This window comes from Oceanobacter sp. 5_MG-2023 (assembly GCF_030548165.1).
Taxonomy (GTDB): domain Bacteria; phylum Pseudomonadota; class Gammaproteobacteria; order Pseudomonadales; family Oceanobacteraceae; genus Oceanobacter.
Map to the genome: position 1 here is coordinate 39,527 of NZ_JAUORS010000006.1, position 25,297 is coordinate 64,823.

At 55.1% G+C, this 25,297-nt stretch carries 26 protein-coding genes and 1 tRNA gene; 12 read left to right on the top strand and 15 right to left on the bottom strand.

From position 1 onward, the window contains the following. Positions 1–304 precede the first annotated feature (304 nt). Positions 305–664 (top strand): PilZ domain-containing protein, encoded by a 360-nt coding sequence (locus tag Q4551_RS05620; RefSeq protein WP_303432355.1) that lies wholly within the window; start codon positions 305–307, stop codon positions 662–664. A gap of 347 nt (positions 665–1,011) precedes the next feature. Here the strand turns inward: Q4551_RS05620 and ampE are convergent, their stop codons facing one another. Together ampE and ampD are read right to left on the bottom strand one after the other, a co-directional pair. Next, positions 1,012–1,971, bottom strand: a complete 960-nt coding sequence (gene ampE / locus Q4551_RS05625; RefSeq protein ID WP_303432356.1) for a regulatory signaling modulator protein AmpE — start codon at positions 1,969–1,971, stop codon at positions 1,012–1,014. Continuing rightward, the gene (ampD, locus tag Q4551_RS05630; RefSeq protein WP_303432555.1) at positions 1,968–2,525 is read right to left on the bottom strand and encodes a 1,6-anhydro-N-acetylmuramyl-L-alanine amidase AmpD; all 558 of its coding nucleotides are present in this window, start codon (positions 2,523–2,525) and stop codon (positions 1,968–1,970) included. The genes ampE and ampD overlap by 4 nt, the downstream gene beginning before the upstream one ends. Before the next feature lie 314 nt (positions 2,526–2,839). On the opposite strand from ampD, the gene nadC reads away from it, so the two are divergent. Together nadC and Q4551_RS05640 are read left to right on the top strand one after the other, a co-directional pair. Continuing rightward, a complete protein-coding gene (nadC, locus tag Q4551_RS05635; protein WP_303432358.1) occupies positions 2,840–3,703 on the top strand; it encodes a carboxylating nicotinate-nucleotide diphosphorylase in 864 nt (287 codons plus the stop codon). 68 nt (positions 3,704–3,771) lie between these two features. Continuing rightward, on the top strand, positions 3,772–4,491 hold the full coding sequence (locus Q4551_RS05640; protein WP_303432359.1) for a hypothetical protein: 720 nt from the start codon (positions 3,772–3,774) through the stop codon (positions 4,489–4,491). 151 nt (positions 4,492–4,642) lie between these two features. On the opposite strand, the gene cmoB is transcribed toward Q4551_RS05640, so the two are convergent. The 6 genes from cmoB to rpe form a co-directional block, all read right to left on the bottom strand. Next, positions 4,643–5,692 (bottom strand): tRNA 5-methoxyuridine(34)/uridine 5-oxyacetic acid(34) synthase CmoB, encoded by a 1,050-nt coding sequence (gene cmoB, locus Q4551_RS05645; protein ID WP_303432361.1) that lies wholly within the window; start codon positions 5,690–5,692, stop codon positions 4,643–4,645. A gap of 50 nt (positions 5,693–5,742) precedes the next feature. Beyond that, positions 5,743–6,483 carry a carboxy-S-adenosyl-L-methionine synthase CmoA gene (gene cmoA / locus Q4551_RS05650; protein ID WP_303432362.1) on the bottom strand — a complete coding sequence of 247 codons (741 nt, stop codon included), beginning with the start codon at positions 6,481–6,483 and terminating at the stop codon, positions 5,743–5,745. A 211-nt stretch (positions 6,484–6,694) separates the two neighbouring features. Continuing rightward, positions 6,695–8,194 (bottom strand): DNA recombination protein RmuC, encoded by a 1,500-nt coding sequence (gene rmuC / locus Q4551_RS05655; RefSeq protein ID WP_303432364.1) that lies wholly within the window; start codon positions 8,192–8,194, stop codon positions 6,695–6,697. After that, positions 8,194–8,832, bottom strand: coding sequence for a hypothetical protein (locus Q4551_RS05660; RefSeq protein ID WP_303432366.1), 639 nt, complete (start codon positions 8,830–8,832; stop codon positions 8,194–8,196). The genes rmuC and Q4551_RS05660 overlap by 1 nt, the downstream gene beginning before the upstream one ends. 47 nt (positions 8,833–8,879) lie before the next feature. Next, positions 8,880–9,599, bottom strand: coding sequence for a phosphoglycolate phosphatase (locus tag Q4551_RS05665; RefSeq protein ID WP_303432368.1), 720 nt, complete (start codon positions 9,597–9,599; stop codon positions 8,880–8,882). Between the two features lie 24 nt (positions 9,600–9,623). After that, the gene (gene rpe / locus Q4551_RS05670; RefSeq protein ID WP_303432556.1) at positions 9,624–10,328 is read right to left on the bottom strand and encodes a ribulose-phosphate 3-epimerase; all 705 of its coding nucleotides are present in this window, start codon (positions 10,326–10,328) and stop codon (positions 9,624–9,626) included. A gap of 187 nt (positions 10,329–10,515) precedes the next feature. Here rpe and Q4551_RS05675 point away from each other — a divergent pair, with 187 nt between their 5' ends. The 5 genes from Q4551_RS05675 (at position 10,516) to Q4551_RS05695 (ending at position 14,657) form a co-directional block, all read left to right on the top strand. Next, complete coding sequence (locus Q4551_RS05675; protein WP_303432370.1) at positions 10,516–11,712, top strand: MFS transporter; 1,197 nt, start codon at positions 10,516–10,518, stop codon at positions 11,710–11,712. 187 nt (positions 11,713–11,899) lie between these two features. After that, positions 11,900–12,937 (top strand): dihydroorotase, encoded by a 1,038-nt coding sequence (pyrC, locus tag Q4551_RS05680; protein WP_303432372.1) that lies wholly within the window; start codon positions 11,900–11,902, stop codon positions 12,935–12,937. A gap of 14 nt (positions 12,938–12,951) precedes the next feature. Further along, the gene (gene rnt, locus Q4551_RS05685) at positions 12,952–13,632 is read left to right on the top strand and encodes a ribonuclease T (protein WP_303432375.1); all 681 of its coding nucleotides are present in this window, start codon (positions 12,952–12,954) and stop codon (positions 13,630–13,632) included. Positions 13,633–13,755: 123 nt separating this feature from the next. Further along, positions 13,756–14,118: a YacL family protein gene (locus Q4551_RS05690; RefSeq protein ID WP_303432377.1), complete on the top strand. Its 363-nt coding sequence runs from the start codon at positions 13,756–13,758 to the stop codon at positions 14,116–14,118. A 29-nt stretch (positions 14,119–14,147) separates the two neighbouring features. Then, a complete protein-coding gene (locus Q4551_RS05695; RefSeq protein WP_303432379.1) occupies positions 14,148–14,657 on the top strand; it encodes a GNAT family N-acetyltransferase in 510 nt (169 codons plus the stop codon). A gap of 8 nt (positions 14,658–14,665) precedes the next feature. Here the strand turns inward: Q4551_RS05695 and Q4551_RS05700 are convergent, their stop codons facing one another. The 3 genes from Q4551_RS05700 to Q4551_RS05710 all read right to left on the bottom strand — a co-directional run bounded on the left by Q4551_RS05700 (position 14,666) and on the right by Q4551_RS05710 (position 18,334). After that, a complete protein-coding gene (locus Q4551_RS05700) occupies positions 14,666–15,487 on the bottom strand; it encodes a protein-glutamate O-methyltransferase CheR (RefSeq protein ID WP_303432381.1) in 822 nt (273 codons plus the stop codon). 226 nt (positions 15,488–15,713) lie between these two features. Next, positions 15,714–16,562, bottom strand: coding sequence for a copper resistance protein B (locus Q4551_RS05705; protein ID WP_303432383.1), 849 nt, complete (start codon positions 16,560–16,562; stop codon positions 15,714–15,716). A 65-nt stretch (positions 16,563–16,627) separates the two neighbouring features. Next, the gene (locus Q4551_RS05710) at positions 16,628–18,334 is read right to left on the bottom strand and encodes a copper resistance system multicopper oxidase (RefSeq protein WP_303432384.1); all 1,707 of its coding nucleotides are present in this window, start codon (positions 18,332–18,334) and stop codon (positions 16,628–16,630) included. 150 nt (positions 18,335–18,484) lie between these two features. On the opposite strand from Q4551_RS05710, the gene Q4551_RS05715 reads away from it, so the two are divergent. From Q4551_RS05715 to Q4551_RS05725, 3 genes are all read left to right on the top strand, one after another. Continuing rightward, positions 18,485–19,165, top strand: a complete 681-nt coding sequence (locus tag Q4551_RS05715) for a heavy metal response regulator transcription factor (protein WP_303432387.1) — start codon at positions 18,485–18,487, stop codon at positions 19,163–19,165. Then, entirely contained in the window at positions 19,158–20,621 is a 1,464-nt protein-coding gene (locus tag Q4551_RS05720) for a heavy metal sensor histidine kinase (protein WP_303432388.1), read from the top strand. The genes Q4551_RS05715 and Q4551_RS05720 overlap by 8 nt, the downstream gene beginning before the upstream one ends. A 57-nt stretch (positions 20,622–20,678) precedes the next feature. Then, a tRNA-Arg gene (locus Q4551_RS05725) sits at positions 20,679–20,754 on the top strand. Positions 20,755–21,060: 306 nt separating this feature from the next. Here the strand turns inward: Q4551_RS05725 and Q4551_RS05730 are convergent. The 4 genes from Q4551_RS05730 to Q4551_RS05745 all read right to left on the bottom strand — a co-directional run bounded on the left by Q4551_RS05730 (position 21,061) and on the right by Q4551_RS05745 (position 24,337). Next, positions 21,061–21,438 (bottom strand): hypothetical protein, encoded by a 378-nt coding sequence (locus Q4551_RS05730; RefSeq protein ID WP_303432391.1) that lies wholly within the window; start codon positions 21,436–21,438, stop codon positions 21,061–21,063. 53 nt (positions 21,439–21,491) lie between these two features. Then, entirely contained in the window at positions 21,492–22,052 is a 561-nt protein-coding gene (locus tag Q4551_RS05735) for a helix-turn-helix domain-containing protein (RefSeq protein WP_303432393.1), read from the bottom strand. A 136-nt stretch (positions 22,053–22,188) separates the two neighbouring features. Continuing rightward, positions 22,189–22,644: a hypothetical protein gene (locus Q4551_RS05740; protein WP_303432395.1), complete on the bottom strand. Its 456-nt coding sequence runs from the start codon at positions 22,642–22,644 to the stop codon at positions 22,189–22,191. 181 nt (positions 22,645–22,825) lie between these two features. Further along, positions 22,826–24,337, bottom strand: coding sequence for a PLP-dependent aminotransferase family protein (locus tag Q4551_RS05745; RefSeq protein WP_303432397.1), 1,512 nt, complete (start codon positions 24,335–24,337; stop codon positions 22,826–22,828). 171 nt (positions 24,338–24,508) lie between these two features. On the opposite strand from Q4551_RS05745, the gene Q4551_RS05750 reads away from it, so the two are divergent. Next, positions 24,509–25,195 (top strand): hypothetical protein, encoded by a 687-nt coding sequence (locus Q4551_RS05750; protein WP_303432400.1) that lies wholly within the window; start codon positions 24,509–24,511, stop codon positions 25,193–25,195. The last annotated feature ends 102 nt before the right edge of the window (positions 25,196–25,297 follow it).

Here is a 25,297-nt window from a genome sequence, read left to right on the forward strand (position 1 = left end):
GTGGGGACATCTATTTAATCCGGTGCTCACTCTGGGCTACCGGATGGTTTCGAATCACGAAGCCGACTTGCAGGCCTGACGGGTCAAGTCAAAAGTCGGCGACACCGAGTCGAGATCATCCGGCAGCCCCCGAAGGGCGCGGGTTGCCGCCGTCCAGTGCGGTGTTGACGAATTTGAAAAGGACTCGTCATTTCGCTGCATTCGTCGCCTTGCTCTGAACAACGGCAACACTCGCGCAGAGCCGTGCAGGATTAAATAGATGTCCCCTTTAGGCTGTTATATCACTCTGTGAAGGAGGTTTTGCATGAACGGACCAGCCGAACAACGTCATACCCCAAGAGTCGACGTATCATCCAGCGTCAGCGTTTTTCAACAAAACGACCTGTCTTATCTTGGCTTACTGCTGAACTGCTCTGATAACGGGTTGATGATCTCAACCTACGAACCCATTCCCCCCGGTACCGAACTGAGCCTGGAGCTTGTCGATATCCGGCCAGACCTCGATCTACACCGCACCGGCTTTTGCCAGGCTGAAGTTGTCTGGAGCAGGCCTCTCACACCCAGTCTGTACCGCGCCGGATGTCGGATAAAAGCCCCTTGTACCACCCTGGACAATATGATCAGAAGCTATCAAACCACTACTTCCAAACCAATGGGATCATAAACCCGTCACTCGTCAGGGCAACTTGCCAAGCCACCGACAATAAGCTTAGGGGGACATCTATTTAATCCGGTGCTCACTCTGGGCTACCGGATGGTTTCGAATCACGAAGCCGACTTGCAGGCCTGACGGGTCAAGTCAAAAGTCGGCGACACCGAGTCGAGATCATCCGACAGCCCCCGAAGGGCGCGGGTTGCCGCCGTCCAGTGCGGTGTTGACGAATTTGAAAAGGACTCGTCATTACACTGCATTCGTCGCCTTGCCCTGAACAACGGCAACACTCGCGCAGAGCCGTGCAGGATTAAATAGATGTCCCCTTAGGCACTTGTTCTGACGATACGATGACATCGTCAAAGTAACCAGCCTCCGATCGTTGCCACGGCAATCCCCACCATCCAGACAGACATGCTACGAAAATGCAGCCGTTGCCATTCGTCCACTTCTGCAGCTGCCGCAGCACAATCCGCTGCGGCGCTGTGCCAGCAACGCTTCCCATCATGACTGAAAGACAACGCTGCGCTCGCCACATCCGCCAGCACTTGCTGACTGTCGATAGCCGTTTTCCACAACAGTTGTCGCCATACCGGTAATGCCACGGTCATATTACCGGCCAGACAATACGTTAGTCCCAGCAACCGGGCAGGCGCCCACTCCAGCCAATGCAAGCACCAGCGCGCAATACAAGCAGTCTGCCCCTCTGATTCCTCACCTTGCTGACAATCCGCTGCCGTCGTTTGAGGTACGTCATCCTCCGCCATGAGTGCGGCGGCTTCCTGGGCACGAACAAAATGCAGTGTCAGCCAGGCCAGCACCACGCCTCCTACATCGGCGAACATGTACCAGAAAACCATCAGAAAAAAATACTCGAACCAACGGTATTGCACAGTATGCAACACCTGGGCATTCAGACTTTCTGCATCCGCTGATAAACCGACCCCAGGCACGGAAACCGTTTCTTCCGCACAGAGAAACGCACCCTGCACATCACCATGAGCCAGATGTTCGCGGTAGCGTTTCAGGCCACCTCCAACATTGGCCTGAAACAAGACCAGTAATAACAAGCCGATTTCTGCAATCGCTGCCAGCAACCCCCAGGCAAACGACTCCAGCCAGATAAACAACAAGGTCACCAGAATACTGGGCAGAATGACCAATAGCAGAAACCGCGTGCGAGCACCCTGACGTTCAAACCCCGCCCAACGTTGCCACAGCCCCAACCAGCGACCATACAGGTCTCCCTGCCCCCAGCGACGAGCCCGAGGCAACTGTTGCTGCAGCAACAGCGCAATAAACAAAATCAGAAATTTCATAAGACATACTCATCTGGTTTCAGGGAATTCAGGTAGCGCGGCCAGTCAAATGCCGCACCCGGGTCCGTCTTGCGACCTGGTGCAATCTCGTTATGACCTGCTATACGGTTGCCAATCATGGGGTAATAGCGACGCAGAGCCATCGTTACCTGCGCCAGTACCTGATATTGCATATCAGAGTACGGTGTGTCATCACAGCCTTCCAGCTCGATACCAACAGAATAATCATTACAGTCTGGTCGACCTTTGTAACATGAAGCGCCAGCGTGCCAGGCACGGTCATTACAATTCACAAACTGGTAAAGCGTACCGTCCCGCTCGATCAGAAAATGACTGGAGACCTTCAAATCGGCAATGCCCGCAAAATAGGGATGCTCATCCGCAGCCAGCTGATTAGTGAAAAATCGCGGCACACACCCCGTGCCAAACTGACCTGGAGGCAAACTGATGTTATGAATCACCAGCAAAGACACAACCGCCTCTGGCGGACGCGGGCCAAAGTTGGGGGATGGCACCCAAAGCGCATCGGGCAAACGCCCGTCTTGTACATCCAGAATCAACGGTTTTCCCCGCTTTTTATGTTTATTCAGCGTTTATAATACACCGTATCTGTTATACAACCCCGTTAGACAGAGTCAGCATTCTTGCAGATACCCTTGCCAGCGTCGTGGCTGGCACTGTTGCAGCCAGAACTGCTGCTGGTCCCGGTGTTGCGAGTCGCCATGCACCAACGCCGCGTTCCGTGTAATATTCACCGCCACCGTGACCTGCCATCATGACCCGCGACCCAGAGACGACCCGGTCGCCCGGAGGGGCACAACACCTTGTATCTGTTATCCGTCCTACAATTCGTATCAAGAGCCATACCATGAACCTGAGCCTACACGCTGCCGATATTGCCACCGCCGTTGCCACCGCCCTCGCCGAAGATGTCGGCAGTGGGGATATTACGGCCCGCCTGATCCCGGTACAGCAACGCTCCCACGCCCGTATTATCAGCCGCGAACGAGCCATCATCGCCGGCAAAGCCTGGGTTGATGAAGTCTTCCGTCAACTGGACCCGAACGTTCAGGTTATCTGGCGTGTATCCGAAGGTGAATGGGTACGGCCTGATCAGGTACTGTTTGAATTGTCGGGATCATCCCGCAGCCTGTTGACCGGCGAGCGCTGTGCGCTGAATTTTCTGCAAACCCTGTCCGCTACCGCCACATTGTGTCGACAGTATGCCGATCGGGTCGCGGGCACCCAGGTCAAATTGCTCGACACACGGAAAACCCTGCCCGGCTTGCGTATCGCACAGAAATACGCTGTCAGCGTCGGTGGCTGTTTTAACCACCGTACAGGCTTGTACGATGCCTTTCTGATCAAGGAAAATCATATAATGGCTTGCGGTGGTATTGCTCAGGCCGTTGCCGCAGCCCGTGACATTGCCCCAGGCAAACCCGTCGAGGTAGAAGTGGAATCCATGACCCAACTGGATGAAGCCATCAACGCCGATGCCGACATCATCATGCTGGATAATTTCACTCCTGCAGAAATGACCATCGCCGTACAACACGCCCGTACTGCCACCACTCACCGTCCAGCTGGCCCGGTCAAACTGGAGGCGTCAGGCGGCATTACCGATGCCACCCTGCTGCCTTACGCACGCACCGGTGTCGATTATATTTCTATCGGTGCACTGACCAAGGATTGTAAAGCGATTGACTTATCCATGCGTATTACACTCTGACATGGCATCGGTCACAGACTGTTGATCACAAAAAATCTATAACGAATCTTTATATAAAGGGGACTTTTATGCATCTGACCTCATGGAATCGTTATCAGGCCTTTGCTGCCCACTTTGGCATTAGCCTGGTGCTGTTTTTTATTCTGGTGGCACTGGTATTTGGTGTCTGGTATCCCGGCATTCTCAGCGAAGCCGATCAAGGCTGGCATCAGGCACTGCTGATGATTGCCGGGGTTGATCTGGTACTGGGGCCGACACTGACCTTGCTGGTATTCAATCCAGCGAAAAAAAGTTTGAAGATGGATCTCAGTATCATTGCTGTGGTGCAACTGGCTGCACTGATTGCGGGCGTCTATACCGTCCACACAACCCGTCCGGTAGCGCTGTACGTTGCCTTCCCGCCGCAAGGTTATGAAATACTCTATGCCCAGACCCTGAACAGCGACACGTTAAAAGCCATTCAGACCAGTGATAACCAGGTATTTTATTATTTGCCCAACAGCGGTGGCTCGATCTTTGGCCCTGAAAATTACCAGCATCTGACGGCCGAAGAACTGCATCCCATCACCGATGGCGGTTTTATGGATTTTCTCCACAGCCGGGCACCGGCAGGCCTGTTCGAGTTTAACGACACCGTGAGACTGACCATCGGATTAACCGGCAACTGGCTGATCACCGATACCGAAGGCAAGGTGCTGGGCGTAAAATCCGGGCAGCAAATGCAAGAAGCGGCCACCGCAGAACGGGACCCTGTCAGCCCTGCGGTCAACCCGCCAGCGGAGCAGTAAATACGTCGTTGCTCACTGTACTTCCCCCGATAGGACTTCCCGGTAAGTCTGGAGAGTAGCCTGGGTGTGAGCATGGAGTATGGGTCTGGAGTGCAGGACGCTGTCGGCGGTCGATATCACTGACCTCGGCCTCAGCCCCAGCCCCAGCCTTTTATGCTTCAGCGATAATCACCGCCCGCAACGGAGCGGGATACCCCTCAGCGGTTTTTGATATATCTTCCGGGTCCAGAAAATCCACCAGCGAGTTATAGCGCATCCAATCGGTCGTGCGCTGCTCATCCAGCGAGGTCCGGTTCAGATCCACCACGCGAGCATTACGGAAACCCGTACGCCGACACCACAACAACAAGGTCTCAACCGTTGGAATAAACCAGACATTCCGCATCATGGCGTAGCGATCTTCCGGCATCAGCACCTCCCCCTGAACACCATCAATCACCAGCGTTTCCAGCACCAGCTCACCACCGGGTTTTAATGCCCCGCGCAGCTCTTCCAGATGTTCAATCGGCGATTTGCGGTGATACAACACCCCCATCGAAAACACAGTATCAAAGGCTTTCAGGTTAGCAGGGACATCTTCCATTTTGAACGGCAACAGGTCTGCGCGGGGAGCCACGCCCTGTGCTGCGGCGACATAGCGCTTGATGGCCTGGAACTGCATCAGAAACAGCCGCGAAGGGTCCACTCCCAGCACCCGGAACGCACCGGCACCCAGCATGCGCCAGAGGTGATAGCCCGAGCCGCAGCCAACATCCAGAACCGTACGCCCGGTCAGATCCGACAGGTGAGGCGCCAACCGTTGCCACTTCCAGTCGGAGCGCCATTCAGTATCAATATGGCTATCAACAACCCGAAACGGCCCTTTGCGCCACGGCATCAGCCCCCTCAGCCCGGCTTCAATCGCTTGCGCCTGTGTCGCAGTACAAGCAGCGCTGGCAATCGCCAGATCATCGGCATTGAGATCACAATCAAGCGCCGTCAGTGATGGCAACAAACGCAAGGCGTCCACCCAACGGGACTGATCGCCATGCTCCCGAGTAACCAGCAAATCCTGTAACTGATCGGGCAAAACATCGGCCCAGCGGCCCATCCGGCTGCCCTCCTCGCGCATCGCCTTCAGCACGTCATCAAACAGCGGCAACAGGGTCGCTGCGTCAGCAGCATCCAGATCAGCAAACAGAGGAGAAACATCAACGGGCATGAAGCAGACTCAAAAAAGAAGGGAACAAAAACCAACGTGCGTTAACGGTATTAGCGCACCGCCAGAAATGAAACAAAATTAAAACATTGATACCAGCGGGTTACCTGACGGAATCCAGCCGCCAACAGGCGCTGGCGGTGCACCTCTTCGCGTTCCGGAATCAGATAATTCTCAATCGCCGTACGTTTGCGCGCGATTTCCATTTCACTGTAGCCATTGGCGCGCTTGAAATCCCAGTGCAAGGCATCCTGCACCGGCTGTTCAGCCTCATCAAAGCAGATTTTTTCCGACAGGATCAGCGCCCCACCCGGCACAGTGGCTTCTGCAATACGGGTCAGCAAATCGAGACGCTGATCGAGGGCGATAAACTGCAACACATAATTCAGCGCCGTCACCGATGTTGTTTCCAGCGCCAATGAACAGATATCAGCCTGCAATAATTCCACCGCCGCCGAATCACCCGCCAGGGAGTGATCATCGAGAGCGATATAGTGAGCAGCGCGTTCCAGCATCGCCGCCGAGTTATCCACCCCGATAATCTGGCACCCCTGGGCACGGACCCCGTGACGCATCGCCAGTGTCACCGCACCCAGCGAGCACCCAAGATCATACAGATGCGTATTATCCTGAGCGTAACGTCCGGCAATAATGCCAGACATGGCGACCGTCTCAGCATAGCCGGGGACGGAACGCTTGATCATATCGGGGAATATCCGTGCAACGGCGTCATCAAAACGGAAATCGGCACTGCGGGATTCGCGAGTCTGGTAGAGGTCGTCACGCTCGTTCATACGGCTGTCTCTGGTCACTTATCAGGGCCAGTCCGTCTTGGCAGACGCTGGCAATCACAAATCGCCATGGTATCACAGCGACAACCGGGGCGGAGAAACCAGCCAATAATCAGCCGTTTATCAACAGGAGCAGGGACGCAACGGCACGGACAAAAAACCGGGGCAGCGGCCACAGAAAAGCAGGATCAACGGCCGAGGTCACAGCCAGGCCCTACGGTGGTGTTGCCAGTGATTCGTGTAATTCCGCTTCGGCATTGGCATCATCCACCAGGTTTTTGGCCAGGGCCTTTTTGACCCGAACCCCCTGCTTGCGGAAGCTGTCGGCCTGACTGAGCAAATTGCCCCGGCCCGATTTCAGCGAGTTCCAGGCCTCATCGTAACTCTTGTTCACCGTTGTCAGCTGGCTACCGACTTTCTCGAATTTCTCGACCACCACCACCAACTTGTCGTACAGCTTGCCAGCCTGATCGGCCAGTTTTTCCGTGCTCTGGTTACGTCGCTCAATCGCCCACAAACTGGCAACGGTGCGTAACGTTGCCAGCAAGGTTGTTGGCGTTACCACCACGATTTTTTGTTCAAAGGCAGTATTAAACAGGCTTTCGTCATGCTGAAAAGCCAGCATGAATGCAGGTTCAACCGGCATAAACAGAAACACAAAATCCGGCGAATTCAATCCGTTCAGATTCTGGTAAGCCTTGTCACTGAGGCTGCGAACGTGATTGCGCACCGATTCGATATGCCGCTTCAATGCCGCGGCCTGCTCCAGCTCGGAGTCGGCATTGATATAATCGGTATAGGCATTCAGCGATACCTTGGAATCCACCACGATATGCTTGCCTTCCGGCAAGCGGATAATCACATCCGGCCGATAACGCTGGCCGCTGTCGTCCTGATGGCTTTCTTCACGGACATATTCAGCGCCCTTGCGCAACCCGGAGCGTTCGAGCACGGTTTCCAGCACCATCTCTCCCCAGTTGCCCTGGGTTTTGGTTTCACCCCGCAAGGCCGTCGTCAGTGCATGCGCTTCCGCTGACATATGCTGGTTGAGCTTGTGCAACTCCACAATCTGCGCCTGCAGCGAAGCCCGGTCACGGGTGTCACTGATGTGCACATCCTCGACTTTTTTGCGCAAGCCATCGAGCTGCTCCCGAAACGGTGTCAGCAGGCTGGTCAGCCCTTGCTGGCTCTGACGCGTAAACTGCTGCTGTTTCTGTTCGAAGATCTTTTGCGACAACTGTTCAAACTCCTGCAACAGCTGCTCCTTGTTCTGCTGCAGCAAGGCCAGTTTTTCATCGGCATGCTGTTGCTGCATTTTCCGCCCCTGACGCTCGCTGGCCAACTCGGTCTGGCATTCACTCAAACGCTGCTGCAAATCGGCCAAGCGGTTTTGCCACAATGACTGGGCCGCCTTGCGTTCACTTTCCAGCGCCTGCTTTTGCATCACCGCGGCATTGCCACGCTCCTGCCAGCGAGCGGCTTCTGTGCGGGATGCATGCAATGCCACACCGGTTTCTTTCAGCTCGGTTTCCAGCAAGGAAATACGCTGTTCATACTGCTGTTGCATCAAGCTCGCCGCAGTTCTGGAGCGATGGCGCATGATCAGTGCCGTTACCAGCACACCGGTGATCAAACCAGACAGCGCCAACAAGACGTAACTGCCCACCATCTGGGACTCAAACGGAAACAACGCAGCCAGGGTCAATCGATCCATCAGAACATTCCTCTCAATCCGGCGCTGATGACATAGCTCTGCACATCATCAATATCTGCCCGGCCGTATTCCAGATTCAACGCCACAGGATACCCCTGCGACCCCGCCGACAAGGTCAATCCGGCTTGCCACATTGGCGTACAGCCCGATACCCGGTGAACCGCCTCCAGCCGTACAGCCCGGGTACGCAAACAGATGTTGCCATACCCCAGCCAGGGGCCAGACCCGGACCCGATCGGCAACATCGCCCGCACATCCCAACTGAATGCCACGCCGTGTTGTTGATAGACCGGATTCATACTCTCGTCGTCCGGATCATCGTCATCCCCCATCCAAAGCCAGGCAGCCGCGCCAACCGACAGTATCGAATGCCAGCTGTAACCACCGCCTACCCGCAAAAAACGCCCTAACACCGCCCCCTGACCGTCATCATCCGGTTGGTCTTTATCATCAGGCCAATCGAATGCACTGATGCCATAGGCAGCATCCAGATAGGGATGCAATCCATCCTCAAACGCGTGGTTGGAAGCCGCCACCGAGATACTGGACCAGTCCGGTTGCGGCAAACGGATATTGACCTCAGCCAGGGTGGCTCCACTCAGCAGAACCAGACTGATCACCCATGCCATCCAATGCATACTGCGTCCCCCTGTTACGGCCGATGCGGCGGTGTATTCCGTGCGGTTTATGCCGGTTCGATCAGTTCAGCCAGAGAATGGATCAGCAGGTTGGGCTGACAGGTGGCAATATTTTCGCCGTGGTTATAGCCATAGGGTACCGCCACCGTGACACAACCGGCGGCTTTGCCAGCGTACATATCGTTGCGGGAATCTCCCACCATCATGGTTTGCTGTGGCTCGACTGCCATCAACTCACAGGCGTACAACAACTGCGCCGGATCGGGTTTGCGCTGCGGCAAGTCATCACCACACACCACAGCATCAAAGTACGGCTGCCAGCCGAGAGAATCCAGTATCACTTCGGTAAAGGCTCGGGGCTTGTTGGTCACCAGCGCCATACGAATCCCCAGTACCGCCAGGGTGGTCAGGGTCTTGGTAACGCCGGGATAAACGCCAGTGGCGTCATTCAGGTGAGCCAGATAAAACGGATCAAACAAGGCCTGGGCAGCAGCAACATCGGCGTCATCCAGTGCCAGAGCCTGCAGGTCATTCCCCTGGCACAAGGCCCGGCGTACCAGCATATCGACACCATTACCGACCCACTCTGCCACCAGTGTCTCCCCGGCAGGAGCCTGGCCCAGTTGCACCAGCATTTGATCAATCGCCGCCGCAAGATCCGGTACGCTATCGATCAAGGTGCCATCCAGATCAAACAGCAGCGCTTGCGGAACCGCTTTTTCACGGGCCGAAAAACAGGTTAATACCGGTTCACTCCAGATCGACATATCAGCAATACCTTTTGATGGATTTTAATCGTTGCGAGAAGGCGAAACAGCACTGGCCGCCAGCTGTGCACGCATCTGGTCAATCACGGTTTGGTAATCCGGCTGGTTGAAAATCGCCGACCCGGCAACAAACATATCGGCCCCGGCTTCGGCAATCTCCTGAATATTATCAACCTTGACGCCGCCATCGATTTCCAGACGAATATCCAGCCCGGATGCATCGATGCGCTGACGTACCTGGCGCAGCTTATCCAGTGTACCCGGAATAAACGACTGGCCACCAAACCCCGGGTTGACCGACATCAGCAGGATCACATCAAGTTTGTCCATCACATAATCAAGGTAATGTAATGGCGTAGCCGGGTTAAACACCAGACCAGCCTTACAGCCCAACGACTGGATCAACTGCAGGCTGCGGTCGATATGTTCCGACGCTTCCGGATGAAACGTAATATAAGTGGCTCCGGCATCAGCAAAATCCGCGATCAGGCTATCCACTGGCGACACCATCAAATGAACGTCTATCGGTGCCTTATAGCCATGGTTATCAAGATATTTTTTTAATGCCTTGCATACCATCGGCCCAATCGTCAGATTCGGTACGTAATGGTTATCCATCACATCAAAGTGAACCACGTCGGCACCGGCGTCCAGCACAGCGGCAACATCCTCTCCCAGACGGGCAAAATCAGCAGAAAGAATTGAAGGGGCAATCAGAAAATCACGCATGGTCAGGATAAACACCGGATAATGAACAAGCAGCCATTGTAAGCGGTGGGAAGCGCTTTTGCAGCCTGTCTCGGTGACCACATCATTCACTGGCTGCGCGGTGAGCAACAAGCCGTTGTCCAATCAGCGGTTTATACTTTAGTAGCGCGCCGTTAGACTCTCGAGCGATTTTCAACGAGAGCCTTTTGTGACAACACCCGCCCCCTCACTGCGCCTGCTACTTACCAGCCTGTTCTGGCCGGTTTATCTGCCGGGTTTTTTAACCGCCACGGCACAAACTGCCATTCTGGTGCTGTTACCGCTGTACGTGCTGGAGCTGGGTTACAGTCCAGCCATCGCCGCCCTGATGATGGCCACTCGCGGCATTGGCCAGCTGGCAGGCGATATTCCTGCCGGTATCGTCGCCGGGCGCTGGGGTGACAAAACCTGCCTGATGCTCGGGGCCGCTGGCTACGTCATCGGCTACAGCCTGATGACACTGACCGAAACACCCCTGCTGCTGGGGCTGGGCGGTGTTATCGCTGGCATCGGCATGTCGTTTTCTTTAATCGGGCGACAATCGTACGTCACCAGCCGCGCACCGGTGCACCAGCGGGGCCGGGCAATTTCACTGATGGCCGGCGCCATGCGGATTGGCTCCCTGCTCGGCCCGGCATTGGGCGGCCTGGCCGCCGTGCAGTTTGGTTATCAGGCTACCTTTGTGGTGCTGGTACTGCTGTGCCTGCTGTCGTTACTGGTGGTGCTGGTATCCGCCGACCGTGGCGAACCCGAGGTAAACCGTACCCCCCATAGCCTGGTCGCCATCATGCACGTGCTGACCGATCACCGTCAGGCGTTTCTCAGTGCCGGCCTGGCAATGATTTCACTGCAATTCATGCGTGCTGGCCGAGTGGTGTTATTACCCCTGGCGGGTAACGCCATTGGGCTGTCGGTGGCCGAAATCGGTCTGGTAGTGGCCGCCGCTGCACTGATGGACAGCCTGATGTTTATTCCGGCAGGCATCATTATGGATCGCTGGGGACGCAAGGCCGCTGCTGCCCCCAGTCTGCTGCTGTTTGCCTGTGGTCTCGCCGCTCTCGGCTGGGCCGACAGCTACCTTGGTCTGTTGCTCAGTGCCCTGCTGATCGGTTTTGCCAACGGCGTCAGTGCCGGGCTGGTGATGGTACTTGGCTCCGACTTCGCCCCCACCACCGGCCGCGCCCGCTTTATGGGCGTCTGGAAACTGGTGTCCGATTCCGGCCAGGCAGCGGCACCACTGGCTATCAGCGCCATCCTCACCGTTGGCAGCCTGTTATTGTGCTCACAGCTGATTGCCGCCACCGGGTTGATTGGGCTGTATGTGATGGCATCACGGATGAATGAAACCTTGATAAAAAAACACTGACTCTCTACACAACCCGGCAGGATGTTGAACCCACAAAGCCAAGCAGTAAAAAAACGGTTGCGTTACAATACCGGGCTAATATTTATGTCTGCCGGATTCGTTTGTCAGCCTGGCTTCTGCCAATCCGGAATTCGGTTGCCAGCCGTTACGCTGGGCAACATCACCAAGATGCACAGAAGGAAACCTCATGACCGACCGCTTGACGATCACTCGCCCAGACGACTGGCATTTGCACGTTCGCGATGGTGAGGTACTGCAACACACGGTACCGGCTACCGCCCGGGTGATGAAACGAGCGATCATCATGCCGAATCTGCAACCGCCCGTCATGGATGCTGAACAGGCACTGGCGTACCGTGCGCGTATTCTGGCCCAGGCCGGGGATTCCCACTTTGACCCTCTGATGGTGCTTTACCTGACCGATAACACCACCCCCGACATGATCAGCGCCGCCAAAGCCGCAGGTCATATTGTCGCGGCCAAACTGTATCCGGCAGGTGCAACCACCAACTCGGCTTCCGGTGTGACCGATCTGGGCAAGCTCGACGAGGTCTGTGCGGCACTGGCTGAAAACGATATGAAGCTGCTGGTACACGGCGAAGTCACCCACAGCGATGTGGATATCTTTGACCGCGAAAAAGCCTTTCTCGACACCGTATTGGCCCCACTGGCCAGCAAACACAGCGCCCTGAGTCTGGTGGTGGAACATATCACCACCAAAGAAGCGGCTGAGTTTGTGCAAAGCCAGGGCGATAATGTCGCCGCAACCATTACCGTGCAGCATCTGGCCTATAATCGTAATCACATGCTGGTTGGTGGCATCAAGCCGCATTTTTATTGTTTGCCGATACTGAAACGCAATATCCACCAGCAAGCGCTGCAAGACGCCGTGGTTTCTGGCAGCCCGCAGTTTTTTCTCGGCACCGACAGTGCTCCCCATGCCAGAGGCGCCAAAGAAAGTGCCTGTGGTTGCGCCGGTTGCTATAGCGCTTATGCTGCGATTGAACTGTACGCCGAAATTTTTGAAGACCTCGGTGTGCTGGAAAACCTGGAAGGCTTTGCCAGCCATCACGGCCCCGATTTTTACAATCTGCCGCGCAACGAAGACACCATCACCCTGGTGAAATCCGAGTGGCAGGTACCTGGCGAGATGCCATTTGGCAACGATATCATTGTGCCATTGCGTGCGGGTGAAACCCTGCGCTGGCAACTGCAAAACTCCTGAAGATAAGGCTTAGGATGAGTACAACTCCCGCTGGAAACGGCGACAAGCAGGAAAAAACCCCAATGGCCCAACGCTTCCGCGGCTTTTTGCCCGTGGTCGTGGATGTGGAAACCGGGGGATTTAATTCCGATACCGACGCCCTGCTCGAAATTGCCATGGTCACCCTGCGCATGGACGACGAAGGCTATATTCACCCCGACCAGACGCTGGCAGCGGAAGTGCATCCGTTCGACGGTGCCAACCTGGAAAAGGAAGCCCTCGATTTTACCGGCATCGATCCGTTCGACCCTGAACGTGATGCCGAATTTGAAATCGACGTACTGACCAATATGTTCCAGGTGATTCGTCGTGAGATCAAACACTACGGCTGCAATCGAGCGGTACTGGTGGGCCATAACGCGCACTTTGATCACGCCTTTTTGCGTGCTGCAATTGAGCGTAACGACATCAAGCGTGACCCGTTTCATCCGTTTTCGTCCTTTGATACCGCTTCGATTGCGGCTATCTCACTCGGACAAACCGTACTGGCCAAAAGCTGCCTGACCGCCGGGCTCGATTTTGACAACAGCGCCGCCCACAGTGCCGCCTACGACACCTGGAAAACCGCTGAGCTGTTCTGTTTTATCGTCAATCGCTACAAGGATCTGGGCGGTTGGCCCTTGGACATTAAACCCGGTACCGAGTTGTCAGACTGATACCAAACGCCGCTGGTCATGTCCAGCGGCGTTTTTGGTGAAGCCCGATGGGTTGCGACCATCACGCTGCAGCAACCTGAATGTGTTGATGTTTCACTCTTGCACGCAATATGAGATTTCCCCTTGGACTACGAATTCTGGTTTGAAGGCAACAAGCCTGTCGCCCGCCTTGATGAAGAACATTCTTTGCTTAGCCACTGGCTAACCGACGAAATAGGCGACGATCTGAAACACCTGCGCGCACTGATCACCACTGCAGAATTACTGCAATCCGGTGGTTTGCGGGATTATCGCTGGCAGGGCAAAGAAACCATTCTGAAAATGACCCAACATGAAGTCGATCTGGCCTCCAACACGCTGCTGTACGACGAAGACCTGGATCTGGAAGAGGACCTGATCCTGCATGATTACGACCTGACCACAGGCTGCGGGCTGGAAGACTTTATTGAGCTGCTGCAAGCCTGGAAAGAATTTATCGCCAGCTGAGCTGACCATTGTCGATTTCTGGAGTCACCATGTACGTCCATACCGATTACCGTATACGACTGGCACAAGCGGCCGATGCCAGCGCCTGTTTTGCCATTGAACACAGCGCTTACGAAGGGGATGAAGCCGCCACTCTGGAGACCATCCAGCGGCGCATTGAGCAGTATCCGCAAGGATTTCTGGTACTGGAGCTGGCTGGCGCCATCATTGGCTTTGTAAACTCCGGTTGCTGCTTCAAGGTAGCCATGGACGACGAACACTTCAAGCAGTTGCTTGGCCACGACCCGGAAGGCCCGGAGAACGTTGTGATGTCGGTGGTGATTCACCCGGTCTGGCAACGCCATGGCTGGGGCCGCACCTTGCTCCTCAATTACATTGAGCATATGCGCCGTCTCCACAAGCAACGGATTCACCTGATGTGCCGCAGCCATCACATCCGTTTTTACCAGCGTTGCGGGTTTATCTACCAGTCAGAGTCCGCCTCCAACCACGGTGGCTTGCACTGGCATGATATGACCTTGTCATTGCCTAACCCCTGACCAACCGATTAATGTGCCCGATAGATCACCCCCGGGTGGCAGGGCACCGTCTCGAAATACTCCCTCAGATTCTGCACCTGCTCGGACACCCCAAGCACCAGATAACCCTGCGGGTTCAGGCTGCCATGCAGGCGTTTGATCAAATCCAGCTGCAACTTCGCTGCAAAATAAATCAGCACATTGCGGCAATAAATCACATCGAAGCGGCCCAGCCCGTCAAAACCATGCTGCAAATTGTGTTGGCGAAACTCGACCCGCTGCTTGATACGCGAATCCAGCCGCCAGCGCCCTTCTGCCAGAGGCTGAAAATACTGGCGCCAGTATGGCTCCGGCATGCCGCGAGTCATGGCCAACGACGGATAAACGCCGTCCTTCGCCCGCGTCAGCACCGCCTGGGAAATATCCGTCGCCAGAATCTGCTCCCCGACCGCCAGACGGCCCGGTGAACGCTGGCGAAATTCCTCGATTTCGATACTCAATGAATAAGGTTCCTGCCCCGACGAACAGGCCGCAGACCACAACCTCAGCGGCCGACGTAACGCCGCCAGTTCTGGCAACAAACGTTCGCGGAATACCCGATAAGGGGAATCATCCCGAAACCACTGTGTTTCGTGGGTGGCCATGGCTTCGATGACTTTTTCCTGCAAACGCTGGTCGCCGTCGAGGCTATCCAGCAACGCAGTAATCGAGCCCAATTGCTGCTGGGCCAGTAATTGCTTCAGGCGACTGCTGAGTAAATAACCCTTGCCGTCTCCCAGCACAATGCCACTGGACTGCTCCAGCATATCTTGAAACCGTCGGTATTCATTCGCTGTGATCTGGAATGTCATAGTCAATCCTGAAAAATCCGGCGCCAACCAGAGGTCTGAAATCTACATCGGCTATTTATCAGCATAGCCGTAAACCGAGAAACAGCCGTAAACAGGAAAACACCGCAAGCAGTATTTGTTACCAGACCACAGCCACACCAAAGATCATCCTACATTGCGCCAATGACGTTCAAAGGTCATCGGTGGACTATTCACAAACCAGCACAGGCAAACCAGCCAGACACATTTAAAACCAGGCTTTCACACCCAGCAGCCACTCTGTGGCCGCAGACTCACCCAGTATATCTGCCGTTGCACCATAAACATGACGACGTTCAACCCCGACATACGGTGCGAACTGACGGCTGAATTCATAACGAAAGCGGCCACTGAACTGTGTGTCATTCAGGCCTTGGGCAAACGTATCTTGTGGATCTCGTTTGCCAGCGGCTGTTAATTTCCCTTCCAGTCCGAGAATCCAGCGCTGGGTCAGCAGCAGATCGTATTCGGTCTCCAGCTCCAACCGGGTAATGCCCTGCTCGCTCACAAACACCATCGCCTGGCTCTCCAGCCAGTAAGGAGCCAACCCTTGAAACCCGGCACCGACCCAGTACCGAGACCGCCCCGGCGTAGTGTCATACCGCACACCAAGCTGGGTATTCCAGAAAGCGGTCACCGCATGACGCCAATACAAGCCTAACTCGGCCTCGGTGTCACCTTGCTGGTGTTCGCCATCGAGTTGTACCACAGCCCGATCCCATGTGGTGCCATACCAGTATTCGCCACCCAATCGTGAGGAGGTTGAACCATCGTGCTGCGCCCATTCGAACTGGTCGATGATCAGTGCCGAGAAGTGATGCTCGTCGGCCAGACGTAGCTGCCGATCCCCTGACCTCGCGTAAGGACCTGAGGTCAACGTGTAGCCGCCCGAGTAGGCATGAGGATCACGTGCATCAGCAGGTGCTGTTCCACCTTGTATATTCATCTCATCATGACTCATCTGGCTATGGTCAGTACCTTGGTGGTGAGCACAATGGGCATCACTCTCCTGGCATTCCATACCCGACATCATGGTATGGGTTTCTGCCCACGTCATCGGAGCCAGCAGCCATCCTGCAAGCCAGCAGGCCTGTACCATCGGTTTGTTTGTGATCCTGGTTTTCATGCAATCACCACTTCGCGGAACATCCCCGCATCCATATGGAACATCAGGTGGCAATGCCAGGCCCAGCGGCCAATGGCATCAGCCGTTACCTGAAAGCTGATACGCTGGGACGGTTGTACCGGAATGGTGTGCAAGCGGGCCTGAAACTCGCCACGGTGGTTTTCCAGCTCGCTCCAGACTCCATGCAAATGCATTGGATGAGTCATCATGGTGTCGTTATGCAGTGTCACCCGCACTCGCTCGCCATAACGAAAATGCACCGGAGTCGACTGTCCAAACTCGATCCCATCAAACGACCAGCTGTAGCGTTCCATATTGCCGGTCAGATGCAGTTCGATTCCGCGCTCAGGATCGCGCCTGTCCATAGCACCACCTAACGTGTGCAAGTCTGCCAGAGTTAACACGCGACGGCCGTTGTTACGCAAGCCAATACCGGGGTCATCCAGATTAGTGCGCGGTGTATCGACACGCATATCCACCTGCGGACCATATTCACTGCTGGCGTGATGCACCTTGGCAGCTGGTGCTGCCATCGCCCCGAGATTCATGCCACCTGACATATCCCCCATCATGTCCGCCATGGTTAACCACTCAGGCTTATCCATCACCGGCACAGCTGTCGTGAGCCCAAATGCCGGGGACAAGGTGCCACGAGCATAGCCGGAGCGACCCATATTCTGGGCAAATATCGTGTAGGGCTCATCAGCTGGATGTACGATGACATCGTAGGTTTCACCCGGCCCAAAACGGAATTCGTCCACCGTTACCGGCTCCAGATCCTGTCCATCCGCCTGTACGACCGTGAGCTTCAAACCGGGAATACGAACATCGTAAAAGGTATTGCTGGAGCCATTGATAAACCGCAGGCGTACTCGTTCACCGGGCTTGAACACACCGGTCCAATTACCCGCTGGCGCTGCGCCGTTCATCAGGTACGTAAAGGTTGCGCCAGAGGTATCGGCCAGGTCGGTCGGGCTCATACGCATGTCGTTCCACATTTTGCGCATGGCAAAGGCTTCGCTGAGACCATAACGCTTGGCGTCGCGAACAAAATCTGGCCCGGTGGGCTGACTGTAGTTGTAATAATCCGACTGGTTTTTCAGCTTGGCGAACACATCCATCGGGTTTTCGTCAGTCCAGTCCGACAGCACCACCGCCATATCACGGTCGTAGTAGACCGGGTCTGACGCTTTCGGGCGCACAATAATTGCGCCATACATCCCGGTTAATTCCTGAAAACCGGAATGGGAGTGATACCAGTACGTGCCGCTCTGTTGTACCTGGAACTGATAAACAAAGGTCTCTCCCGGCGCAATCCCCGCAAAGCTGATACCCGGCACACCATCCATCTGATACGGCAGAATAATGCCGTGCCAATGAATCGAGGTGCTCACCGCCAAGTCGTTACGCACCCGGATGGTGACCGTTTCGCCTTCTTGCCACACCAGTGTCGGCGCTGGAACCGAACCATTAATAGCCGTGGCCTTGCCGCGACTGCCGGTAAAATTCACCGCCAGTTCACTCACCACCAGATCAAACTGAGTGCCGGTCAGTACCTGCACTTGTGGATTGTTGCTGGCAGGCAAAGATCCCGCCCGAGCATTGCCCATGCCAGCCAAGGCGACGCCAGTTGCTAACCCTTGCACAAACCGTCGCCGTGATAACCCACTGGCCGCAATGCCAGTGGGAGTCAGAATTTTCATCACTCTACCTCTGCACTCTTCCATTTTGTACAGAGTAACCAGCCACAGCTGACCCCCGGATGACCCGAACATGACAAAACCGTCATGTTCGGGTCATGTGTCTATCTGGCAGTTTTTTGTACACTGCCAGTAGATTCCAGAGAGCACCCCATGCGCCTACTCATTGTTGAAGACGAAACCAAAATCGGCGACTACCTCCATCAAGGCCTGACCGAAGCCGGCTTTAATGTTGTGCTGGCGCGCAACGGCCTCGATGGCCACCACCTCGCCATGACAGAAACATTCGATTTATTGCTGCTGGATGTGATGCTACCGGACGTCAGCGGCTGGAAGATTTGCCAGTCGTTGCGAGAATCCGGCAACCAGACGCCGATTCTGTTTCTCAGCGCCCGCGACCGCATCGAAGACCGTGTCAAAGGACTGGAACTGGGCGCCGACGACTACCTGGTCAAACCTTTTGCCTTTGCCGAATTGCTGGCCCGAGTGCGTACTCTGCTGCGGCGCGGGTTACGCCCGGTACAAGAGACGTTGGCCGTCGCCGATCTGACCCTCGATACCCAGAAACGCATCGCCGTCCGGAGTCACCAGAAAATCCCTCTCACCAACCGCGAATTTGCCCTACTGGAACTGTTAGTCAGCCGCCAGGGAGAAGTGCTGACGCGCTCGCTGATTGCCTCTCAGGTATGGGATATGAATTTTGACAGTGATACCAACGTCATCGACGTCGCCATTCGCCGCCTGCGCCGTAAAATCGACGACCCGTTCGAACAACGACTGATTCATACCGTTCGGGGCATGGGCTATCGTCTGGACGATGAACAACATGATTAAACGGCCATTATCGCTGCAGTGGCGAGTCACACTACTGACCGCAGTGGTAATCAGCGCCGGGCTGATTTTGCTGGTCAGCATGGTACAGAATTCCATTCGCAGCCACTTTGCCGAACAAGACAGCCAGGAGCTGGCCCAGGCAGCCGCCGCCATACAACAGGTGTTCGATACCAGCCCCGACCGGGCCGAAGTCCAGGCAGGACAACCACTGCCCGCTCATGTTCAGCACCTGCTGGAACAAATCAGCCACAGCTATCATGGCATCTCGCTCCAACTGCTTGTAGAACGACCCTCGCAACCACTGACAACGCGCTATCACAGTGGTAATGCCAGTGTCAGCGACACCCTCTTACAACAACCCAGTGTTACCCACATTAACGCCAAGACACTGACTAACTGGCAACAAGAAGCTCGTCCGTACCGTGGGGTATTGGTTCACTTAACGTTACCCGCCACTTCCGACGACGCCACCTGGCTCTTGATGCTGGCAACTGATATGCGCTTTCACCTGCGTTTTCTTGATGACTTCCGCAACACCCTGTGGGCCATAGTGCTGGGCATCGGTCTGCTGACGCTGCTGGCTGTCTGGTTCAGTATTCATCAGGGCCATGCCCCTCTGCGCCAGATCAGTCAGCGCATTGCCCGCATCGACTCCGAACAGCTGAACAACCGACTAGACCCCAACCAGGCCCCCTCCGAACTGGTGCCACTGATACAAGCGTTTAACGACATGCTATCGCGGCTGGAAACCGGCTTCGAACGGCTGTCCAATTTTTCCGCCGATATTGCCCACGAACTGCGTACCCCGCTCACCAATCTGATCACCCAAACCCAAGTCATGCTCGGGCAACCCCGTGATCTCAATGCCTACCGCGAGCTGCTGTATTCCAGCCTTGAAGAAGAAGAACGACTGGCCCGCATGGTCGCCGATATGCTCTGGCTTGCCAAAGCCGATAATGGCCTGCAAGGCATCCACCCGGAACCCATCAACCTGCAAGAAGACCTGCACGAGCTGATGGATTTTTTTGAGGCCTGGGCCGACGAACGACAGGTAAAACTCACGTTTACCCCCTCCGACTCCCCACCGCTGAGTGGCGACCGCAACATGATACGCCGTGCCATCAGCAACCTGCTGTCCAACGCCATACGTCATACCGAACCAGGGCACAGTGTTGCTGTTGAACTCCGCCACATCCAGCGCCAAAACCAGGCATACGCCCGTCTCGAGATCCACAACCCTGGCCCAGACATACCGGCAAAGCACCTGCCTCACCTGTTCGACCGCTTCTATCGCGCCGACACCGCACGCCAGAAACACCCCGACAGCAACCCCGACAGCACAGGACTGGGATTGGCCATCACCCACTCCATCATCAACCTGCACAAAGGTACCATTGGCGTACACTCCAGCCATGGCAACACCTGCTTCTACCTGGAAATACCTGCAAACCGGTAATCAGCCACTGCAAAGGTTTTCCCGCACGCCGGAATCCAGTACCATACGCGCCCCTGTCTCCTCATAGCTCAACAGGATAGAGCTTCCGCCTCCTAAGCGGATGATCGAGGTTCGAGTCCTCGTGGGGAGACCATCAAAAACCCAGTAAATTCAAGGCTTTGTGGCCGATTCGCTCCAGAATCATAGCGGTGTCAATGCGGTGTCAAAACCGCTCATAGTGTCAAAACGGTGTCAAACCGTGGCGGCTGTTTTCGCACTTTCCCGCGCTGTCGTGCAATGAGCATTTTCCGCCGCCAACCCGCGCCAGTGCTGGTTTGGTTGGTTTCCGTCTGCTGGCATCACCCGCTGGCCCGCGCTCACCGCTTCAGACCTATGTGTACTGCTTTATAATTACCAAGGGTGTAGAAATAGAGCTACCTTGATCTTACTTTTTGTTTGATCAGATCAGACTCTGATATTCCATCATCATTGACGCGGTATTGGGTAATCTGGGCTTGATGGCAACCAGATATTCAGAGGCGGTATAGGGTGGGTTTTTCAGGCGCTGGCGCATTTTCTTAACAGCTGAGCAAACAGCAGCGGGCGCCATATCAACCTGATACGCAATAAAGTCATCAGGGTCAGGGAGGTTCAGGCCAGTAATCAGCGATTCATACTCCATCACAAGGGCGTCGTCCGTATATTGATCCATCAGCTCACGAATCCTCTGCAATTGGGCCATTGGCATTCCCGAGTTTTCATGAAGATTACGAATCCATTCATCATGAATCTGCTCACTCCAATGTGCCTTGAAAATACGTTTAGCCGCCAAACTCATCAGCAAATCACGCAGTCCTTGTGGATACAGGACACAGGCGTCCAGAACGACGATCAGAAATCCATTCCAGCGTCTTGAGAGAGCGCCGACAATTCATCCAAAGCCTTACCCCGTGCTTCATCCACTTGCTTGCGGTAATCCATTACATCGGTCAACTTGACCCGACGATGGCTACCGACCTTGCGGAAGGGAATATCCCCCTGTTCCAGTAACTTCACCAGATGCGGACGACTGACACTCAATAATTCAGCCGCTTGCTGGGTACTGATTTCCTGATGAATCGGAACCAGACTGATGGCATTGCCTTGGGAAACCTGAGTCAACACAGTGAGCATCAGGTTCATAATGTCACCCGGTAGCACCAGTTCGTTGCTGCTGCCAGAGTTGCCCTGAATAGTCATACGTACCCGGTCATCAGCGGAATAATTGGCCAACGCCTGCGCCAGTACCCGGCTGGAGTCCTTGGCCTGTTCGCCGTCTTCGGCAGTCGGCAGGGTCAGCTGCTGAAGAATACGTGAGTAGACTCCGGCCAGGTTCGGCGGTACCTGTCGAGTGACATCAAGCTCAACCAAAAACGACTGATACCGGCCATCTGCCAGATTCACCAGGCCCATAAATACTGTCCGGAATTGGCTGACCACTGCAACAGCACAACGAGTGGAGCCGGACCCTACGGGCACGGATAGATCCCCACGGGTACAGATAAAGCCACCCAGCAAACGTGAGTACCGGCTAGCGGCCAACACCCTGTTATGGATGTAATTCCCCCATAATCCGCTGCCAGGCGATATCCAGCCAGTTCACGTCCTTGATGGAGGTATGACGGGCATCGGCTTCGATGGTGATGTCAAAGCTGTTGTACCAGTCGGTTGGGGGGCCAACGTAAACCGGGTCCAGCGCATAGCCGCGATCCCGGAACTGGTCGGCGGTGATGTCGACAATCAGGTCGTTGATTCTGAGCCAGGCGTGGGAGTAGATTTCGTGGTCTCGACCTCCTGCCCGACCGGAGCAGTAGTCGGCAATCACGCCGGTTTGTTCAAACAGGTAGGTAGCCAGGACATTGGAAGTATCACCACAACAACCTGCCGGGAAGTCCCGAAATACCAGACCAATAAATTCTTCGCGGGGCACTGCTTCTATTGCACGCCGAAACTGTTGTGCCAGCCGGTACAGAGTCGCGTGGTCGGGCGCTACAGCCGCCATCATCAGCCCTCCACTAAAACCAGGTTTCTTTACTCTATGATAAATAATGTAAAGGAATTAGCGTTTTTTGTACAAGTGTTAAGACAACATCCCAAGCCATTATCGTGGTTTTTGTAAACCATTACCGGTTTGTTTCTCCGCGCAGGACAACCCGGTTGGTACTCCCGCCAACCGGCCTGCGGTTTTATACCTTTTGCATCAGCTGGGTCACCAGCCGTCCCAGGGTTTCGAGAGCCTGAATAACGGCATCGTCCCATGGCCGGGCAATATTCAGACGCAGGTATTGTTCAAACCGCTCACTGTTGGAAAACAGGCTACCGGGCACAATGCTGATGGACTGTTCACGAGCAAGGTGAAACAACAACCCGGACGAAACGCCATCAGGTAGCTGTATCCAAAGGCAATAACCTCCCAGCGGCTGGGAGATCAGGGTCTGGGGTGGAAAAAACTGCTGTAGCGCATTCTGGAACCGCACCCGGTTGCTGCTGATGGTTTGCCGTAATTTCCGTAGATGCCTGTCGTAGTGTCCTTGTTGCAAGTAAGAGTGGATCGTCTCTTGTGAGAGGCTACACGCAGAAAAAGTAGTGAATATCTGTTGTCTGACAACGCCATCAAAATGACGGCCCGGTATACACCAGCCGATTCTCAGCCCTGCCGACAAGGTTTTTGAAAACGAAGAGCAGTACATTACCCGGCCATCGGTATCCCAGGCCTTGAGGGCAGTACAGGCACCGTCCAGGCCGGTGATGGCAGTAACCTGACCACTACCATGTTTGTGACTGGCGGATTGTGTGAGGTGAGACAGTTCGCCGTAAATATCGTCTTCCAGCAGATCGATATCATAGCGACGCGCCATCGCCACCAGCTGTTTTTGTCGTGCCACAGGCATCACCGCACCATGTGGATTGGAGAACCGTGCGGTGAGCAAGAGCAGCTTGATTGGCCATTGGCTCAATGCCAGTTCCAGTGCTTCCAGGCTGACGCCGGTAGCCGGGTCGGTGGGGATTTCCAGTACTTTGAGGCCCAGCAGTTCTGCCAGCTGTAAAAAGCCGTAATAACAAGGGGACTCGACCGCAATCAGATCCCCTGGGTGCGTGCTGGCTCGCAAACACAGTGTCAGTGCATCCACACAGCCATGGCTGATCACGATGTCATCGGCGTCGCAGAAGACACTGGCATCCCGCATCCGAATCGCCAATTGTTGGCGCAGGCCAATATGACCAGGTGAAAACTGGTAGGCCAATACCTCGCTTAACTGGTAACGGCTGACTTTTTGAATATGTTGCTGCAACTGGCGCTGAGGCATCAGTGAAGCGTGCGGAATAGTAGCACCCAGATTGATCCGGCCGGGGTGATTCAGTTGATCCAGTACATCACTGATCAGCTCCGACTTGGTCACGGCCGATGGTATTGCTTCTGGCGATGAGACCGGCATCCGGATCACATTGGCCTGATCCATGCCAGCATGGCTGGAGCGGACATAATAACCGGACTGGGGACGGGCCAATAACCAGCCCTGGTCTTCCAGCCAGCCATAAGCCTGGCTCACGGTGGATATACTGACACCCCGCAAACCACTCATCTTGCGCACACTGGGCACCTTGTGTCCCACCGGATATATCCCGCTGCGAATATCGTTACTGAGGGCATCGGCCAGCTGCTGATAAAGAGGCTTGTCCAAGGTGCGTTCGAGCATATCGACTCCTGATGTTGTGTTGCCGCATCAATCACAACCAGCATAGCGGTACTGTCGAGTTAACGACCAGTACAGTTCACTCTCAATTGACCAGTTCAGTTAACTGTACAGGTTATCTGTACTGGTTGTTCATTACCGTTGTGACGCTAATCCTCCCTACCAGACTACGGCATGATGAGCAGGTTCTTCACCCACTCTGCCGAGGTGTTTATGGCTCTGTTCTTGTCACATCGTTCCGAATCGCTCTTGTTGCCTTCCGTGTCCTGGAAGCTGTCTGCTCGATCTGTAGTAGCAGGCCATATTGGCGCACATCCCAAAGCGATCCAATACGTAACTCTAGTGGCAGCCGCGGGCATGATGTGGGTGGGTGTCCGATTGGCTCTGACCCTGTTGTCGGCAGAATCAGTGGCTTTGGGGGCCAGTACCTTGCTGGGTACTCTGGCGCTGTTGCAGGTGCTGTTACTACGACTGCCATTACCGGCAGCGGCCAACTGGCCATGGCTGGGACTGACTTCCATATTACTGGGCTGGTTGCTGCCGGAATTACTGCTCCAGCTGATAACCAGCGTCACCTTTGGTTGGCTGTTACTGGTTATTCTGGCGGGCAGTGTTCTGTATACCCTGTGTTCACAGCTGCTGTTGTTTGATCGCCCAGCCACTCTGATTGCCTGGAATATGCTGTTGTGCTTACCCTTGTCAGCATTATGCCTGAGCCAGGCGTTGGAGCAGCCGTTGGCATCGTCACTGCCTCTGATGGCATCTCCCGCCGGACTGTTCGGAGTGGTGGTGCTGGGAGCAGGCTACTGGTGGTTCTGGGCCGTGCTGCTCAGGACCGACAAGCCGGTATATCGTTCATAACCGGCCGGGCAGCAGCCAATGCTGCTGCCCGCTCATATCTCTCTTGTTGGCTCCTGTCCCCTCTCTCTGTACTCCTTTCTGCAACTCCTCCCTGCAATTCCT